13 protein-coding genes and 2 pseudogenes are annotated in these 15,440 nt (G+C 72.3%); 9 read left to right on the top strand and 6 right to left on the bottom strand.

The window, feature by feature from the left end; all coding sequences use genetic code 11:
- Positions 1-2 precede the first annotated feature (2 nt).
- Positions 3-1,418 (top strand): aminotransferase-like domain-containing protein, encoded by a 1,416-nt coding sequence (locus AC0VYD_RS12305; RefSeq protein WP_475480000.1) that lies wholly within the window; start codon positions 3-5, stop codon positions 1,416-1,418.
- A gap of 12 nt (positions 1,419-1,430) precedes the next feature.
- Here AC0VYD_RS12305 and AC0VYD_RS12300 read toward each other — a convergent pair whose 3' ends face one another.
- Positions 1,431-1,997, bottom strand: coding sequence for a TIGR03086 family metal-binding protein (locus AC0VYD_RS12300; protein ID WP_475479999.1), 567 nt, complete (start codon positions 1,995-1,997; stop codon positions 1,431-1,433).
- A 129-nt stretch (positions 1,998-2,126) separates the two neighbouring features.
- Between AC0VYD_RS12300 and AC0VYD_RS12295 the strand changes: the two genes are divergently transcribed.
- The gene (locus AC0VYD_RS12295) at positions 2,127-3,305 is read left to right on the top strand and encodes a saccharopine dehydrogenase family protein (protein ID WP_475479998.1); all 1,179 of its coding nucleotides are present in this window, start codon (positions 2,127-2,129) and stop codon (positions 3,303-3,305) included.
- A 15-nt stretch (positions 3,306-3,320) separates the two neighbouring features.
- Here the strand turns inward: AC0VYD_RS12295 and AC0VYD_RS12290 are convergent, their stop codons facing one another.
- The 3 genes from AC0VYD_RS12290 to AC0VYD_RS12280 all read right to left on the bottom strand — a co-directional run bounded on the left by AC0VYD_RS12290 (position 3,321) and on the right by AC0VYD_RS12280 (position 5,583).
- Complete coding sequence (locus tag AC0VYD_RS12290; RefSeq protein ID WP_475479997.1) at positions 3,321-3,779, bottom strand: hypothetical protein; 459 nt, start codon at positions 3,777-3,779, stop codon at positions 3,321-3,323.
- A 257-nt stretch (positions 3,780-4,036) separates the two neighbouring features.
- Complete coding sequence (locus tag AC0VYD_RS12285; RefSeq protein ID WP_475479996.1) at positions 4,037-4,912, bottom strand: NAD(P)-dependent oxidoreductase; 876 nt, start codon at positions 4,910-4,912, stop codon at positions 4,037-4,039.
- 128 nt (positions 4,913-5,040) lie between these two features.
- Positions 5,041-5,583 (bottom strand): TetR/AcrR family transcriptional regulator, encoded by a 543-nt coding sequence (locus tag AC0VYD_RS12280; RefSeq protein WP_475479995.1) that lies wholly within the window; start codon positions 5,581-5,583, stop codon positions 5,041-5,043.
- Between the two features lie 46 nt (positions 5,584-5,629).
- Here AC0VYD_RS12280 and AC0VYD_RS12275 point away from each other — a divergent pair.
- From AC0VYD_RS12275 to AC0VYD_RS12250, 6 genes and pseudogenes are all read left to right on the top strand, one after another.
- Positions 5,630-7,159 (top strand): annotated as a pseudogene (locus AC0VYD_RS12275) (amino acid adenylation domain-containing protein); the annotation flags it as partial.
- A gap of 1,288 nt (positions 7,160-8,447) precedes the next feature.
- Positions 8,448-8,804 (top strand): annotated as a pseudogene (locus AC0VYD_RS12270) (phosphopantetheine-binding protein); the annotation flags it as partial.
- Between the two features lie 159 nt (positions 8,805-8,963).
- On the top strand, positions 8,964-9,692 hold the full coding sequence (locus tag AC0VYD_RS12265) for a thioesterase domain-containing protein (RefSeq protein ID WP_475480250.1): 729 nt from the start codon (positions 8,964-8,966) through the stop codon (positions 9,690-9,692).
- Between the two features lie 73 nt (positions 9,693-9,765).
- Complete coding sequence (locus tag AC0VYD_RS12260) at positions 9,766-9,999, top strand: tautomerase family protein (RefSeq protein ID WP_475479994.1); 234 nt, start codon at positions 9,766-9,768, stop codon at positions 9,997-9,999.
- Between the two features lie 68 nt (positions 10,000-10,067).
- Entirely contained in the window at positions 10,068-10,814 is a 747-nt protein-coding gene (locus tag AC0VYD_RS12255) for a maleate cis-trans isomerase family protein (protein ID WP_475479993.1), read from the top strand.
- Positions 10,815-10,869: 55 nt separating this feature from the next.
- Positions 10,870-12,093 carry an MFS transporter gene (locus AC0VYD_RS12250; protein ID WP_475479992.1) on the top strand — a complete coding sequence of 408 codons (1,224 nt, stop codon included), beginning with the start codon at positions 10,870-10,872 and terminating at the stop codon, positions 12,091-12,093.
- A gap of 153 nt (positions 12,094-12,246) precedes the next feature.
- Here AC0VYD_RS12250 and AC0VYD_RS12245 read toward each other — a convergent pair whose 3' ends face one another.
- The gene (locus AC0VYD_RS12245; protein WP_475479991.1) at positions 12,247-13,272 is read right to left on the bottom strand and encodes a hypothetical protein; all 1,026 of its coding nucleotides are present in this window, start codon (positions 13,270-13,272) and stop codon (positions 12,247-12,249) included.
- A 207-nt stretch (positions 13,273-13,479) separates the two neighbouring features.
- Here AC0VYD_RS12245 and AC0VYD_RS12240 point away from each other — a divergent pair, with 207 nt between their 5' ends.
- Positions 13,480-13,905: a GNAT family N-acetyltransferase gene (locus AC0VYD_RS12240; protein WP_475479990.1), complete on the top strand. Its 426-nt coding sequence runs from the start codon at positions 13,480-13,482 to the stop codon at positions 13,903-13,905.
- Between the two features lie 12 nt (positions 13,906-13,917).
- Here the strand turns inward: AC0VYD_RS12240 and AC0VYD_RS12235 are convergent, their stop codons facing one another.
- Positions 13,918-15,411: an aminopeptidase P N-terminal domain-containing protein gene (locus AC0VYD_RS12235; protein ID WP_473040027.1), complete on the bottom strand. Its 1,494-nt coding sequence runs from the start codon at positions 15,409-15,411 to the stop codon at positions 13,918-13,920.
- Positions 15,412-15,440: the final 29 nt, after the last annotated feature.

The raw sequence follows: 15,440 nt of genomic DNA, 5'->3' as shown, positions 1-15,440 counted from the left end.
TCATGTCCAACGATAGCAGTACGCGGATCGTCGAGGGACTCCGCGCGTGGATCGCCACGGCTCCGCCGGGGGCGCGGCTGCCGTCGACACGGGAACTGGTGGCCAGGTACGGGGCCAGCCCGGTCACGGTGCAGAAGGCGCTGCGGACACTGGCCGCGCAGGGGGCGGTGGAGAGCCGCCCCGGCGTGGGCACCTTCGTGCGCGCGGTCCGCGTCGCCCGTCCCAACGACTACGGGTGGCAGACCGCCGCGCTCGGCACACCCCGGAACCGCGTCCGGGGCCTGTCCACGGCGCTGCGCAGCCCGCCCAACGACATGATCGCCCTGCACTCGGGCTACCCGGACCGGGAACTGCTCCCCGAACGGCTGGTGCGCGCCGCGTTCACCCGGGCCGCCCGCGGCGTCGCCACCGTCAGCAGGCCCCCGGCAGCGGGCCTGCCGGAGCTCCAGGCCTGGTTCGCGACCGAACTCGGCGCGGCGGCCCCCGTCGGGGTGGCGCCGCCCGCGCCGAGCGACACGATCATCCTGCCGGGAAGCCAGAGCGGGCTCAGCGGCGCCTTCCGCGCCCTGGTCGGGGCGGGCCGCCCCCTCCTGGTGGAGTCGCCCACCTACTGGGGCGCGATCCGCGCCGCGGCCCAGGCCGGCGTGGCGGTCGTGCCGGTACCCAGCGGAGCCGACGGGCCGGACCCGGCGGAACTGGACCGCGCCTTCGAGCGCACCGGGGCGCGGGCCCTGTACGCCCAGCCGAACTTCGCCAATCCCACGGGGGCCCGGTGGTCCGCCGAGCTGGCCGACCAGGTGTTGGAGACCGTACGCGGGCACGGGGCGTTCCTGGTCGAGGACGACTGGGCACACGACTTCGGGATCACCGCGGATCCGGCGCCCCTGGCCGCACGGGACGACGGAGGGCACGTCGTGTACCTGCGCTCGCTGACCAAGAGCGTCTCCCCTGCCGTGCGCGTCGCCGGGATCGTCGCCCGCGGCCCCGCCCGCGAGCGCATCCTCGCCGACACCCAGGCCGAGTCCATGTACGTCAGCGCAATGCTGCAGACCGTGGCGCTCGACGTGGTCACCCAGCCCGCCTGGCGCACCCATCTGCGGGGGCTGCGCCACCAGTTGGCCGCCCGCCGGGACCTGCTCGCCGGAGCGGTCCGGGAGCACGCCCCCACCGCGTACCTGGAGTCGGTGCCCCGGGGAGGGCTGAACCTGTGGGTGAGGCTGCCGGACACCACCGACCTGCCCCGGCTGGTCCGGGACTGCGAGGCCGCGGGGGTCCTCGTCGCCCCCGGCGACGAGTGGTTCCCCGCCGAACCCACCGGCCCCTACCTGCGGCTCAACTACTCGGGCCCGGGCCCGGGTGCATTCCCGGAAGGGGCACGGGTGATCGGCCGGGCCCTGGAGCACGCCTGCGGGGGCTGAGCCGGGCCGGCCTCAGGTCTTCCGGCCGGTGAGCGCGAGCAGCCTGGTCTGGGTGTCGGCGTCCTCGCCCACCGGAACCGGGTCGGCGAACAGGCCGCTGCCCGACAGCTCCCGTTCGTGTTGCCCGGCCCAGGTGTACAGCTCCCCGACCAGGGTCGCGTCGAGTTCCTCGTCCGCGCCGATCGCCCTGGCCAGGTCCCAGGCATGCACCCCCAGGTCGAAGGTCATCTGCCACAGGTACTCGCGGCCGGGGACGTCCCCGAAGGACAGGTGGACCGTCCGGTCCAGGGCGGAGGGGGCCAGCCAGGACGCGCGGGACTCGCGGGCGGCGACCGCCCAGGCGGCGGCCGGTTCCTCTCCCAGGTTGTCGCCGTCGAAGCGGTCCCCGATCTCCTCGACACGTGCCCCGGCGAGCAGGTTCGGCACCCACAGCTGCTCGGCGGTCAGGTGGTTGACCAGATCGTGCACGTCCCAGTCGGCGCAGGGGGTGTCGAGCGCCCAGTCGGTCAGGGCCACCGCTGCCACCCGGCGGTCGAACTCCGCCATCGCGGTACCGTGCAGATCGACCAGCTCAGTCATGTTCTCCCCAGGAAGCGGACGTCGGTTCCGGGCCTGTCTACCCGGTCTCCCCGGGGGGTCAAACAGGTTCGGCGGTCCGTGCGAGACTGAGCAGCGGCTTACGGAACGACCTTGGGAGGCTGGACCACCTTGGAACGCGGTCATGACATCGTCCTGTTCGGCGCGACCGGGTACACCGGAGCGCTGACCGCCGAGTACCTGGCCACCAACGCCCCGCGTGAGCTGCGGTGGGCCGTGGCGGGGCGTGACCGGGACAAGCTGGAGGCGCTGCGCGCGGAACTGGCCGAGATCGACCCGGACCGGCCCCTGCCCGACCTGCTGCTCGCCGACGCGGGCGATACCGCCTCGATCCGGAACCTGGCCGCCTCGGCCCGGGTGGTCGTCACCACGGTGGGACCCTACAGCGAGTACGGCGAACCGCTGGTCGCCGCGTGCGCGGCGGAGGGGACCGACTACGTGGACCTGTGCGGGGAGCCCGCGTTCGTGGACCGGATGTACGTCCGCCACCACGCCACCGCCGAGCGCACCGGGGCCCGGCTCGTGCACGCCTGCGGCTTCGACTCGGTCCCCCACGACCTGGGTGTGCTGTTCACCGTCGGGCAGCTGCCCGAGGGCGTGCCCCTGCACGTGGAGGGTTTCGTCCGGGCCCGGGGGACGGTCTCCGGCGGCACCCTGCACTCGGCGCTGGGCGCCTTCGCCGACCCCGGGGGCATGCTGGCGGCGGCCCGGGAACGGCGCGCGCTGGAGGGGCGGCCCGAGGGGCGCCGGGTCCGGATCGACCAGCGCGGCCGACCGCGCACCCGCCTGGCCCGGGGCTGGACGGTCCCGCTGCCCACCCTGGACCCGCAGGTGGTGGTCAGGTCCGCGGCCGCGTCGGAGCGGTACGGCCCGGACTTCTCCTACGGTCACTACGCGGCCTTCCGACGGCTGGCCAGCGCGGCGGGCGCGGTCGGCGGTGCCGCCGGGGTGATGGCCGCGGCCCAGGTACCGCCGTTGCGCGAACGGCTCGGGGCCCTGCGCCCGTCAGGTGCGGGCGCCACCGAGGAGGAGCTCGCCAACGGTTGGTTCACCGTGCACTTCGCGGGTTCGGGCGGCGGGCGACGGGTGCACACCCTGGTCTCCGGCGGCGAACCGGGGTACGCGGCGACCTCGGGGATGCTCGCGGAGTCGGCGCTGTGCCTGTGGCAGGACGAACTGCCGCCGACCTCCGGTCAGGTGACCCCTGCCACGGCCATGGGTGAGTCGCTCATCCGCCGCCTGCCCCGGGCCGGGGTGGAGTTCGAGGTACTGCGCACGTTCGAGGACTGACCCGGGGCCGCGTTCTCAGCCCCGGGCCCGGGGCCACCCCGAACAGGCGGCACGGGCGAGGCCGACCGCCGCGGCGTCCTCCAGGGCCGCGCCCGCCCAGGCCCCGCGGCCGGTGCCCCACCAGGAGCGCCAGCGGAGCCCGGCGGCGGCGCCCAGGGGCGCTGCGGCCGCGGCGATCCCGGCGGTGGCCAGGACCGGCTGGCCCAGCCCGCGGGCCAGGAGCGCGCCGCCGAGACCGCCCGCCAGTACCCGGACCGCCGTGCCCGGTCCCTCCAGGCGGCTCGGCGCACAGGGGAGTTTGTCGACCGCCAGCTCACCGATGACCGCCAGGGCCACGGAGCCCCGGCCGGACACGCTCCCCCGGGCCCGGGCCCGGGCCCACAGGGGCGCGGCCGCGCCGAGGGTGCTCCGGGATCCGGCGGCGAGGCCGAGCAGGATCGCCCGGGCCGTGGTCGAGGCGGTCGGAACTGCCATGGTGGTGTCCCCCTTGGGTTCGGCTGTCGGGGCAAGTATCACACTGGGGTTCGTCCGAACCGCCTCACCACTGCGGGTACGCCGGAAGTTCCCGTTCTGGGTGGCGGGTCCCGGCTCTTTCCAGGAGCGTTCGTTGCCGCGGCCCCGGTGTCCCGGGCCCGTTGGGCCGTGTAAGGACCCAGACCACAGCTGTGGACCGGAACGAAGCACGGCCGGAACGGGGGCTGCCCCTTCCCGGTCGCCCCCGGAACCGCCCTCTAGGCGTCGAAGCTCGCGTGGTAGGCAGCGGCCATGTCCTGGCCCCCGTGACCCTGCTCCGAAGCACGACGGAACCGGTTCCGGCCCGCCTCGACGCCGTCCAGCCGGATCCCCACGCGCTCCGCGGCCGCCAGGACGAGCCGCGCGTCCTTCTCCGCGTTGTCCACCGAGAAGCTCGGGGTCAGGTCACCGGCGAGTATCGCGGCGGACTTGCCTTGGAGGAAACCCGCGTCCATCGGTCCGCCGGAGACGACGTCGGCGAAGTGCTTCGGGTCCACGCCCAGTTTCTCGGCCAGGGAGAGCACCTCTCCCACGCCGGTGGTCAGCGCGATCACCCAAGTATTGAGCACCAGTTTGAGTCGGCTCGCCTCCCCTGAGGCACCGTCGTCACCGACCCACACGGTGCGCGAACCGATGGTGTCGAAGAGCGGCTGCACGGTGGAGCGCACGTCTTCGGGCCCCGCGGCCAAGACGACGAGTTTGCCCAGTTCCGCGGGTTGGCGGGTGCCCTGCACCGGGGCGTCCACCAGGACCAGTCCGACCTCCTCCGCGAAGGCCGCCAGCTCCTCCAGGTCCTCGCCCACTGTGCTGACCTGGACCCAGACGGTTCCCTTGGTGAGCTCGGGAGCGGCCGCCCGCATGGCTTCAAGGACGCGGGGGCCGTCGTTGAGGACGGTCAGCACGACGTCGGCTCCGCGCACCGCCTCGGCCGGGGTTCGCGCGGGGGTGACACCGTCGGCGGTGAGGGCCTCGCTCCTGCTCCGGGTCCGGTTCCAGGCCCGCACGGTGAAACCGTCCCTGGCCAGGTTGCGCGCGACGGGCGCGCCGATGATCCCGGTGCCCAGGACGGCGACGGTCGGTCGTTCCTCGGTCATGATGGGTCCCTTCCAGTGGACGAAAATTTGGGAACGCTCGTTCAAAAACACTAGCGAGGCACCCTCCGGCCGGGAAGCCTTCGGACGTGGCCCTCCGGTGAACTGATCTTGAACCCTCTCCCCAGCGCTCAGCGCGGGGCGAGGGCGGACAGGGTCCGGTCGATGACACCGTCCAGGGTCGGACGATCCGCGGTCTTGCCCATGACCCGCAGGCCGTACATGGCGTTGAGCAGGTAGGCGGCCAGGCCCCGGGGGTCCTGGTCCGCGACGACGTCGCCCGCGTACTGCCCCTGCCGGACACACACGCCGAAGGCCTCCTCCATACGGGTGAAGGTGCGGCGGACGAACTCGGTGGCCGCGGCGTCCCTGCCGGCAAGCTCCATGGCGGTGTTCACGATCAAACAGCCCCGGTGGTCCCGGACTCCCGCGGCCTCCTCCTCGGCCACGCTGTCGAGGACGGCCCGGATCCGGTCGGAGGCCCTGCCCTCACCCTCCTCCAGCAGCGCGACCAGACGGGTGGTCTGCCGCTCGTCGTAGCGGCGCAGCGCCACCTCGAACAGGCCGCGCTTGCTGCCGAAGGCGTTGTAGAGGCTCCCACGACCCAAACCGGTGCGGTCAACGAGGTCCTGGGCCGAGGTCCCGGAGTACCCCTTGGCCCAGAAGGCGGACATGGCCGCATCGATGACGTGATCAGGGTCATAGCTCTTGGGTCGAGACATGTCTGCGAGAGTAGCAGTTATGGAACGAACGTTAAACAATGCTTCGTGGAACTTCCGCAGGCACCCCGGGCCGTGCTTGCCTCTCCCGTGGGCGGCGCGACACCGATACACCCGAAATCCCCCTTGCTCCAGGAATCTTCGCCTTTATGCCGCAATGCGCCCATACAGCGCCAGAAGAACCCAACGGGAGTACACCTTGACCGCAGTACAGTCCGCACCGGCCGTCTCTTCCGTGCACACGGCCCGCGGGGAGCGCGGGTTACGACTGACGGACCTGCTCGACCAACAGACGAACGACAGACCCGACCACGTCGCGGCAGTCAGCGGCGAAGACGGGCTCACCTACCGGGAACTGTCCGAAGCGGCGGGACGGCTGGCCGCGCACCTGGCGGACACCGGGGTGGGCGAGGACGAGTGCGTCGGCCTGCACGTCGAGCCCTCGCTCGACCTGCTGGTGGGCGTCTGGGGCGTCCTGGGCTCCGGGGCCGCCTACCTTCCGCTGTCCCCGGAGTACCCGCGGGACCGCCTCCGCTACATGATCGAGGACAGCCGCACCCGGGTGATCGTCACCCAGGAACACCTCAGGGCACGCGTCGCCGACCTCGCCCCCCGAGGCGTCCGCGTCCTAACCCCGGGCGACGCCCCGCACAGCGCGCGGCGACCGGCCGGACCGCGCCCGGAGTCGCTCGCCTACGTCATCTACACCTCAGGCAGCACCGGCCGCCCCAAGGGCGTCATGATCGAGCACCGCAGCGTCATGTCCCAGATGCGGTGGATGCGGGACTTCGGCCACCTGGGCCCGCACACGACGGTCCTGCAGAAGACCCCGGCCAGCTTCGACGCCGCACAGTGGGAACTCCTCGCCCCCGCCACCGGCGCCCGCGTGGTCATGGGCGCACCCGGCCTCCACCGGGACCCGGCCGGCCTGATCGCCGCCGTCACCGAGCACGGGGTGACCGCGCTCCAGGGCGTGCCCACCCTCCTCCAGGCACTGCTCGACACCGAGGAGTTCCACACCTGCGCGTCCCTGCGCAGGATCTTCTCCGGCGGCGAGGCCCTGACCCTGCGGCTCGCGCACTCCCTGGCGGACACGCTCCCGAACGCCTCACTGGTCAACCTGTACGGTCCGACCGAGTGCACCATCAACGCCACGGCCCTGCTCGTCGACCGGAACGAGCTCGGCCACGGCGCGGGAACGGTACCGATCGGGTTCCCCGTCGACAACACCCAGTGCTTCGTCCTCAACGAGAACCTGGCCCCCGTGGACATCGGTACGGTCGGCGAACTCCACATCGGCGGCGCCCAGCTGGCTCGCGGCTACCTGCACCGGCCCGAGCTCACCGAGGAGAGGTTCATCCCCTCGCCGTTCGTCCCCACCGAACGGCTGTACCGCAGCGGCGACCTCACCCGCTGGAACCCGGACGGCACGCTCACCTACGTGGGCCGCGCCGACAACCAGGTCAAACTGCGCGGACACCGGGTCGAGCTGGACGAGATCGCCGTCGCCATCGAGGAACACGCCTGGGTCCGGCGGGCCGCCGCCGTGGTCACCGACGACGCCCGGACCGGCTTCCAGAACCTCGTCGCCTGCGTCGAGCTGGACCCCAGGGAGGCCGCACTGATGGACCAGGGTGCCCACGGCGGCCACCACCAGTCCAAGGAGAGCAGGCTTCAGGTACGGGCCCAGCTGTCCGAACCGGGGATCCGGACCGCCGAGGAGCTGCGGGGCAGGCCGCGGGTGGAACTACCGGGGCGGAGGGAGAGCCAGCACCAGCGCGCCCTGGCCTTCGCCCGCAAGACCTACCGGTTCTTCGAAGGGGGCGAGGTCACCCGGGAGGACATCCTCGGCCTCCTCTCCGACCGGGGGGCCGGGTCTGACGGCACCCCTGCCCGCGGCCTCGGTTCCGCCCCCGGTCCCGGAGGCCTGACCCTGGCCCGGCTCGGGGAGCTCATGCGCTGGTTCGGCCCGTTCCGCAGCGACGAACGCCTCCTGCCGAAGTACTCCTACGCCTCCCCCGGAGCCCTGTACGCGACCCAGATGTACCTGGAGGCCGCGGGGCTGGACGGACTCGAAGCGGGCACCTACTACTTCCACCCCGCCGACCACGCCCTGATCCGGGTCGCGGGCGCACGGAACACGTCCGGGCCCTCCCTCCGCGTCCACTTCGTCGGCCGACGCAGCGCGATCGAGCCGGTGTACGTGAACAACGTGCTCGAGGTCCTGGAGTTCGAGACCGGACACATGGTGGGCGTGTTCGAGGAGGTCCTGCCCGAGTACGGGCTCACCCTCTCACCGGACGGGTTCGACCCTTCGGCCGCGGAAGGCCTCGACCTGCCCCCCGGAGACCAGTACCTGGGCACGTTCGAGGTCCGCCGGGACGACGGCACCCGGCGCCCGGACGCCACGGAGCTCTACGTGCAGGCCCACCCCGACAGGGTGAGGGACCTGCCCGCGGGCCTGTACCGGTACACGGGCGGCGCCCTGGAACACGTGTCGGACCAGATGGTGCGGCCCCGCGACGTGATCGCCATCAACCAGCACGTGTACGAGAGGGCCTCGTTCGGGATCACGGCGGTGAGCCGGGCGGACGAGCCCTGGCTGGAGTACGTCTCCCTGGGCGCCGAGCTGCACCGGCTCCAACGCAACGGGCTGTCCCTGGGCCTCATGTCGTCCGGCTACAGCTCCAGGACGGGCCACCCGCTTCCCTCGGCGAGGAGGTTCGAACGCCGTCCTGGACTCCCTCGGCGTCGAAACCGGCCCCTCCTACTTCTTCCTCGGCGGCAGGGTGAGCGGCGAGCAGGTCCGCAGCGAGGGCATGCGCGAGGACACCGTCCACATGAAGGGACCGGCGGAGCTGGTCAGGGAGGGGCTGGCCCGCCTGCTGCCCGACCACATGATCCCGAACCGGGTCCTTGTGGTGGACGAACTGCCCCTGACCGTGAACGGCAAGGTCGACACCAAGGCCCTGGCCGCCTCGGAACAGGTGGCCTCCGGGGCCGACGGCACCCCCTACGTGGCACCCTCGACCGAGCACGAGCTGTGGCTGGCCGAGGCCTGGGGGCGGGCACTGCGGTACGACCGCGTCTCCGTGGAGGACGACTTCTTCGCGGCGGGCGGCAACTCACTGGTCGCCGTCGCTCTCGTCAACCGGATCAACCAGCGGTTCGGCACGGACCTGCCGCTCCAGGTCGTCTTCGAGAGTCCCAGGCTCGCCGACCTCGCGAACAGGATCGGGGCCGACGGGGGCGGGCCCGCCTCACGCCTCATCCCGCTGAACCGCGGGGGCGAGGGGGCTCCGGTGTTCTGCTGGCCCGGGCTGGGCGGATACCCGATGAACCTGCGCACGCTCGGCGGTGAGGCCGGGCTGGGCCGCCCCTTACACGGGGTCCAGGCCCTCGGGATCAACCCCGGAGAGGAGCCCTACCCGACGGTCCAGGAGATGGCCGCCGCCGACGTGGCGGAGATACGCCGGGTCCAGCCCGAGGGCCCCTACACGCTGTGGGGCTACTCGTTCGGGGCACGTGTCGCCTTCGAGTCCGCGTGGCGGCTCGAACAGCTCGGGGAGAAGGTGGACCATCTCATGCTGATCTGCCCCGGGAACCCGAAGGTGCGCGCGGCTCAGGCGGAGCGCTTCGGCCGGGGGTCCTCCTACGACAACCCCGCCTACGTGGCCATCCTGCTGTCGGTCTTCACCGGCTCCGTCGACGGCCCCGACACCGATGCCTGTCTGGAATCCGTCTCGGACGAGGACGGCTTCGTCGCCTTCGTCCACGGGCTGCTCCCCGACCTGGACCAAGGGCTGATCAGGCGGATCACCCGAATCGTCGGGCTGACCTACACGTTCGACTACAACTTCCGCGAACTGGAGGAACGCCGCCTGGCGGCTCCCGTGACCCTCTTCCGGGCGTCGGGGGACGACTACTCGTTCATCGAGGGCGCCTCCGGCTACTCCGCCGTCCCGCCCACCGTGGTCGACCTCTCCGCGGACCACTACGGCGTGCTGCGCCCCGGAGGCGTCGCCGAGCTGGTCGCGGCGGTCCGCGACCGGATGGGCCTCTGAACCAGCCCGGACCCCCGTACCCACGCAAACCGCGCCCCCACACGGGCCCACACCACGGATCAGGGAGAAAACCGTGCCCCACCTCGACATCAGGCACTTCCCCAAGGACCTCACCAACACGCAGAAGGAACTGCTGAGCGAGGAGCTCACCTCGGTCATCACCCGCTACTTCGAGGTACCCGACGGCGCCGTCTCCATCGCTCTTCGGCAGGTACCCGAGCGCGACTGGAACGAGCAGGTGGTCGCCACCGAGCTCGCTGGCCGCCGGCACGAGCTCCTCAAGCCCCCGGACTACCCGGTCCCTTGACCGCCCCACGAACCCGACCACGGGCCCCGCACCAGGCGGGGCCCGGCCCAAGGACAAGGAGATTCCCTGTGACTGACTCACTCGGCCCGCGCCTGAAGGTCGGCGTGGTCGTTCCCTCGACCAACACCTCCGCCCAACCCGAGATGGAGGCGCTGCGCCCCCGGCAGGTCACCAACCACACCGGACGCATGGTGATCGGCGACGACTCCATGGTGGACGAGCCCGGGTTCGACCACGTGATGGCGAGCATCCGGCGTTCCACGCACCCGGCGATCGGGAGTGTGGTGAGCTGCGACCCCGACTGCGTGATCGTCGGCGTCTCGCCCGAGAGCTACTGGGACGGAACGGGCTCCCACGAGCAGGTGCTCGACTCCATGCGGGAGGCCGCGGGCGGCCGCCCGGTCACCATGAGCCCCGACGCGATCAACGAGGCCCTGCGCGTCCACGGCGCGAGCCGAGTCGCGGTCATCACCCCCTACCTGCCCGTCGGCGACGACTCGGTGAGCCGATTCTTCAAGGACTCCGGGCACGAGGTCGTGCGGATCCGCGGGCTCGGCATGCCCAGCCCCGCGAAGATCTCGCACGTCTGGGAGGAACGCCTGCGCGAGGTGATCCGGGAGATCGACGGGGACGACGTGGAGGCGATCGTCCAGGTCGGGACGAACGTCGCCATGGCGCGTACGGCGGCGCTCGCAGAGACCTGGCTCGGCAAGCCGGTCATCGGCAACAACACGGTCCTGTACTGGCACGCCCTACGCCAGAACGGAATCCACGACCCCGTCCACGGCTTCGGCTCGCTGCTGTCCGACCACTAGTCACCAGATCCGACCAGACCCAGCAACCCGCAGACCCCGAGAGCGGAGCACACCCATGAGCAGTGTCGACAAGGCGAAGGCCACACCACCTCCACCACCGCGGAGCGGAGGCGGGGAACGGCTCCCCATCCTCAAACTACTGGCCTTCACCGCAGCCGGTTTCCTGGCGATCATGACCGAGACGATGCCCGCGGGACTGCTCCCGCAGATCTCGCAGGGACTCGGGGTCTCGGAAGGCTTCGCCGGGCAGCTCGTCACCCTGTACGCGATCGGCTCAGTGGCCGCGGCCATCCCCGTGATCGCCGCGACCCGCGGCATGCGCAGGCGGCCCCTGCTGCTGATGGCGGTGGGCGCCCTGTTCGTGTTCAACACCGTCACGGCGGTGTCGGACAGTTACGTCCTGACCCTGTTCGCGAGGTTCGTCGCGGGTATGGCCGCCGGTGTGGTCTGGGGCCTGCTCGCCGGGTACGCGCGGCGCCTGGTGCCCGAACACCTCCAGGGGCGCGCGCTCGCGGTCGTCGGCGTCGGCCAGCCGATCGCGCTGGCCCTGGGCGTCCCCCTGGGCACGTGGCTGGGTTCGATGCTCGACTGGCGCGGCGTCTTCCTGATCATGTCCGCCGTGGCGCTCGTCCTCATGGTGTGGGTGCGCGCTCTGGTCCCGGACTTCCCGGGGCAGACGGCGGAGCGGCGCCGCCCCATCCGGGAGATCTTCGTGATGCCCGGCATCCGTCCGGTGCTGTCGGTGATCTTCCTGTGGATCCTCGCCCACAACGTCCTCTACACCTACGTCGCGGTGTACCTGGTCCGTTCCGGCCTGGGCGAGCGGGTGGACGTCATGCTCCTGGTCTTCGGTGCCTCCGCGATCGCCGGGATCTGGCTGACCGGGACGTTCATCGACCGTAACCTGCGCCTGCTCACTCTGGTGAGCCTCGGCGGTTTCGCCGCTGCCGCCCTGGTCCTGGGCGTGGGCATCGACTCTCCGTTCGCGGTGACGGTCGGGGTCGTCGCCTGGGGGCTTACCTTCGGCGGCGCACCCACCCTGTTGCAGACGGCGATCGCGGACACGGCGGGCGATGACGCGGATGTCGCCCAGTCCATGCTGGTCACGATCTTCAACCTCGCCGTCGCGGGCGGCGGCGTGGTCGGCGGCCTGCTGTTGGAGTCCAGCGGCTCGGGTTCCCTCGCGTGGCTGCTCCTGGCCCTGGCCCTGGCGGCGCTTCTGGTGGTCGGTCGGGCCAGGGCGCACGGCTTCCGTCCCGGCCCGCGCGTCCAGACCTGAGCGGGACCTCCGCCCGGGCCCGGGCGGAGGTCCCGCCTCCGTTCCTGAGCCCGGGTCCTCCGAAGCGGGGGACACCCGAAAACGTCACCCGCCGGGGTGGGGCACTACGACGGTGCGCCACCGGCGGGCGGCGGTCCCCTCGGGTGACACTGCCTAGACGGTCACGTGCAGCGCGTACACGCCCTCCGTGGTGGCCAGGACCACCACCCGGTCCGGGGCCGCGACCAGGTCCTCCAGCTCGCCCGGCCAGGTACCGGGGAGCTCCACGACCGGCTGCCCCGGCCGGTCCAGGTAGCGGATCCGCAACCGCTCCAGGTACCAGGAGCCCAGTCCCTCAGGGCGGGCGTCCTCCTCCTGGTAGACGGCGACGGCCTCGCCGTCCCACTCGACCAGGGACACCAGGGTGCGGGGCCCGCCGAGTTCGGCGACCAGCTCCAGGTCCGGCAGCGAGTGCACGCGTCCGGCCACGGCGAGCAGGGGCCGGCCGCCGACCAGGGCGGCGACGGTCTCGGAGTCGGCGTGGCTCTCCACCTCGCCGAGGTACTCGCCGTCCTCCAGCCGGTACACCCGCTCGCGGGGGTGTTCGTAGTCGGCGAGGATCACCGGGTCGAAGCCGGGGTCCTGGCCGGGCGCCACCAGGAAGTCACCGGCGAAGGACATGCGTTCGCCCCGGGCCTCGTGGCCCGGTCTGGAATCGGTGAGGTCGGGCACCGTCGCGCCGGTGCGCGGGTCCACCGCCCACCAGCGGGTGACCCCGCCGCCGTCCCCTTCGGGGTCGCCGGACTCACCGAACAGGAGGACGACCGCCTCCTTCGCCTCGTTCAGAACGCACAGTGCCACGTCGTCGGGCCAGCGCTCCCCCGGTTCGGCCAGGTCGGTCTCCAACAGGGGGCTGCCGGTACGCGGATCGCGCACGCTCACCGAGCGGCGTGAGGCCTGGACCAGCACGGTGTCCGGCCACGCCTCGCCCTCGGGTGCCCTGGCCAGGTTGACCGGTCCCTGCACCTCGAAGGCCGTGCCCAGCGGGCGCAGCGAGCGGGTGTCGAAGGCACGGGCCTCGTACCGCGACTTCCTGGGGTCCGGGCTCGGGTCGACGTCCCCGTGCACGAGGACCGTCCGGTCCGCCAGGAACAGACGCGGGAACCTCAACCCCCTGCGCCACAGTCGTTCCGCGCGCACGTGCGGACCTCCCCCGGTTCTTCCCTGCGTAGTGCCCGACACGAAAAACCGTAGCGGGTACCGGAACGGGCCGCCCCCGTATCCGGAAGGACGCCCGGCGAACAGCACCGATACTGACACGGCCGTCCCGCCCGATATCCGCACGGGACGGGCATGACACACTCCCACGGACGGCGGACCAGCGGACGACCGAATCGGAGGCGGAACGTGTCGGAGCTCCGGGTCGAGGTGTGCGCGGCGGAGGAACCGGACCGTGCGGAGGCACCGGCCCTCTACGCGGCGGTGGGGTGGACGGCGTACACGGACTCACCCGAGGTGCTCGTCCGCGCCCTCGCCGGTTCCCACCGGGTGGTGGCCGCCCGCCGGGGCGGGCGGCTGGTGGGTCTGGCCCGATCGGTCTCCGACGGCGCCACCGTCGTCTGCCTCCAGGACGTGCTGGTGCACCCCGACGAACAGCGCCGGGGCGTGGGACGGCTCCTCGTGGCGGAGCTCCTCGCGGGCTACCCCGGGGTCCGGCAGCGGGTGCTGATCACCGACGACGAGGAGCGGCAGCGGGCGTTCTACGAGGACCTGGGGTTCACCGAGGTCCACGACCACACGCCGCCGCTGCGCTCCTTCGTCAGGTTCGACTGATCCCGGGCCCGGTCAGCGCGGGAGCCGCTCGGCGAGCCAGGCCTCGACCTCGGCCGAGGAACGCGGCAGGCCGGCCGACATGACGGTGCGGCCCTCCTCGGTGACCAGGACGTCGTCCTCGATGCGCACACCGATGCCGCGCAGCTCCTCGGGGACGGTGAGGTCGTCCGGCTGGAAGTACAGGCCCGGTTCGACGGTGAGCACCATGCCCGGCTTCAGGTCGCCGTACAGGTGGACCTCCTGGCGGGAGACCGCGCAGTCGTGCACGTCCAGGCCGAGCATGTGGCCGGTGCCGTGCAGGGTGTAGCGGCGCTGCAGGCCCAGCTCCAGGACGCGGTCGACCGGCCCCTCCAGCAGGCCCCACTCGACCAGGCCCTCGGCGAGGACTCGCTGGGAGGCCTGGTGGAAGGCGGTGAAGGGCTGCCCCGGCGCCACGGCGGCGATGCCGGCCTCCTGGGCCTCGTACACCAGGTCGTAGACCTTGCGCTGCAGGTCGGTGAAGGTGCCCGAGACCGGCATGGTGCGGGTGACGTCGGCGGTGTAGAGGGTGGTGGTCTCCACCCCGGCGTCCAGCAGGAGCAGGTCGCCCTCGCGGACCGGGCCGTCGTTGCGGGTCCAGTGCAGGGTGGTGGCGTTGGGGCCGGAGGCGGCGATGGTGCCGTAGCCGACGTCGTTTCCCTCCACCCGGGCGCGCAGGAAGAAGGTGCCCTCCACGTAGCGCTCGGAGGTGTCCTTGGCCTGCGGCAGCGCCCTGGCCACGTCGCCGAAGCCGCGCACGGTGGCGTCGACGGCCAACTGGAGCTGCGCGATCTCCCACTCGTCCTTGACCAGGCGGTGGTCGGCCAGGGTCACCCCCAGGTCCTCGTCCAGCTGGGCGGACTTGGCGCGGGCGCCCTCGTCGGTGTCGGCGCGCAGCCCGTCGACCAGGGCGTCGAGTTCGGCGTCGTGGCCGCGCACGATGCGGGTGGTGACCGAGGCGTCGCCGCGCAGGGCCCCGGGCAGGGTGCGCACGTCGGCGGTGGGCAGGCCCAGCAGGTCGGCGGCCTCACCGAGGCTGTTGCGGCGGCCGGTCCACAGTTCGCCGTAGCCGCCGAGCCAGAACTCGCCGTTGTCGCGGTCCGAGCGCGGCTTGAGGTAGAGGACCGCGTCGTGGCCGCCGTCGGCCCGGGGGGTGAGCACCAGGCAGTTGCCGTCGGTGGTGTCCCCGGTGAGGTAGGCGTAGTCGGTGGCGGCCCGGAAGGGGTACTCGGTGTCGTTGGACCGGGTCAGGAGCTGGCCGGAGGGGATCACGAGGCGGTCGCCGGGGAAGGCCGCGCTGAGCGCGGCGCGGCGGCGGGCGGTGTGCCCGGCCTGCTCGACGGGCTCCAGGTCGCGCAGCTCGGTGTCGGCCCAGCCGGTGGTCATCCACGCGGCGAGCTCGTCGGAGACCGACTGCGCCTGGCCGTTCTTACGTGGACTGAACACGGGGGCGTTCGTCTCGGCCTCGGGGCGCTGCTGCTCGCTCACGTCGTGACTCTCCAGAGTTCGTCGGAAGG

Source organism: Nocardiopsis sp. iso_40 (assembly GCF_056173285.1).
Note: the sequence above shows the minus strand (reverse complement) of the source record. Positions and strands in the feature narration are given on the sequence as shown.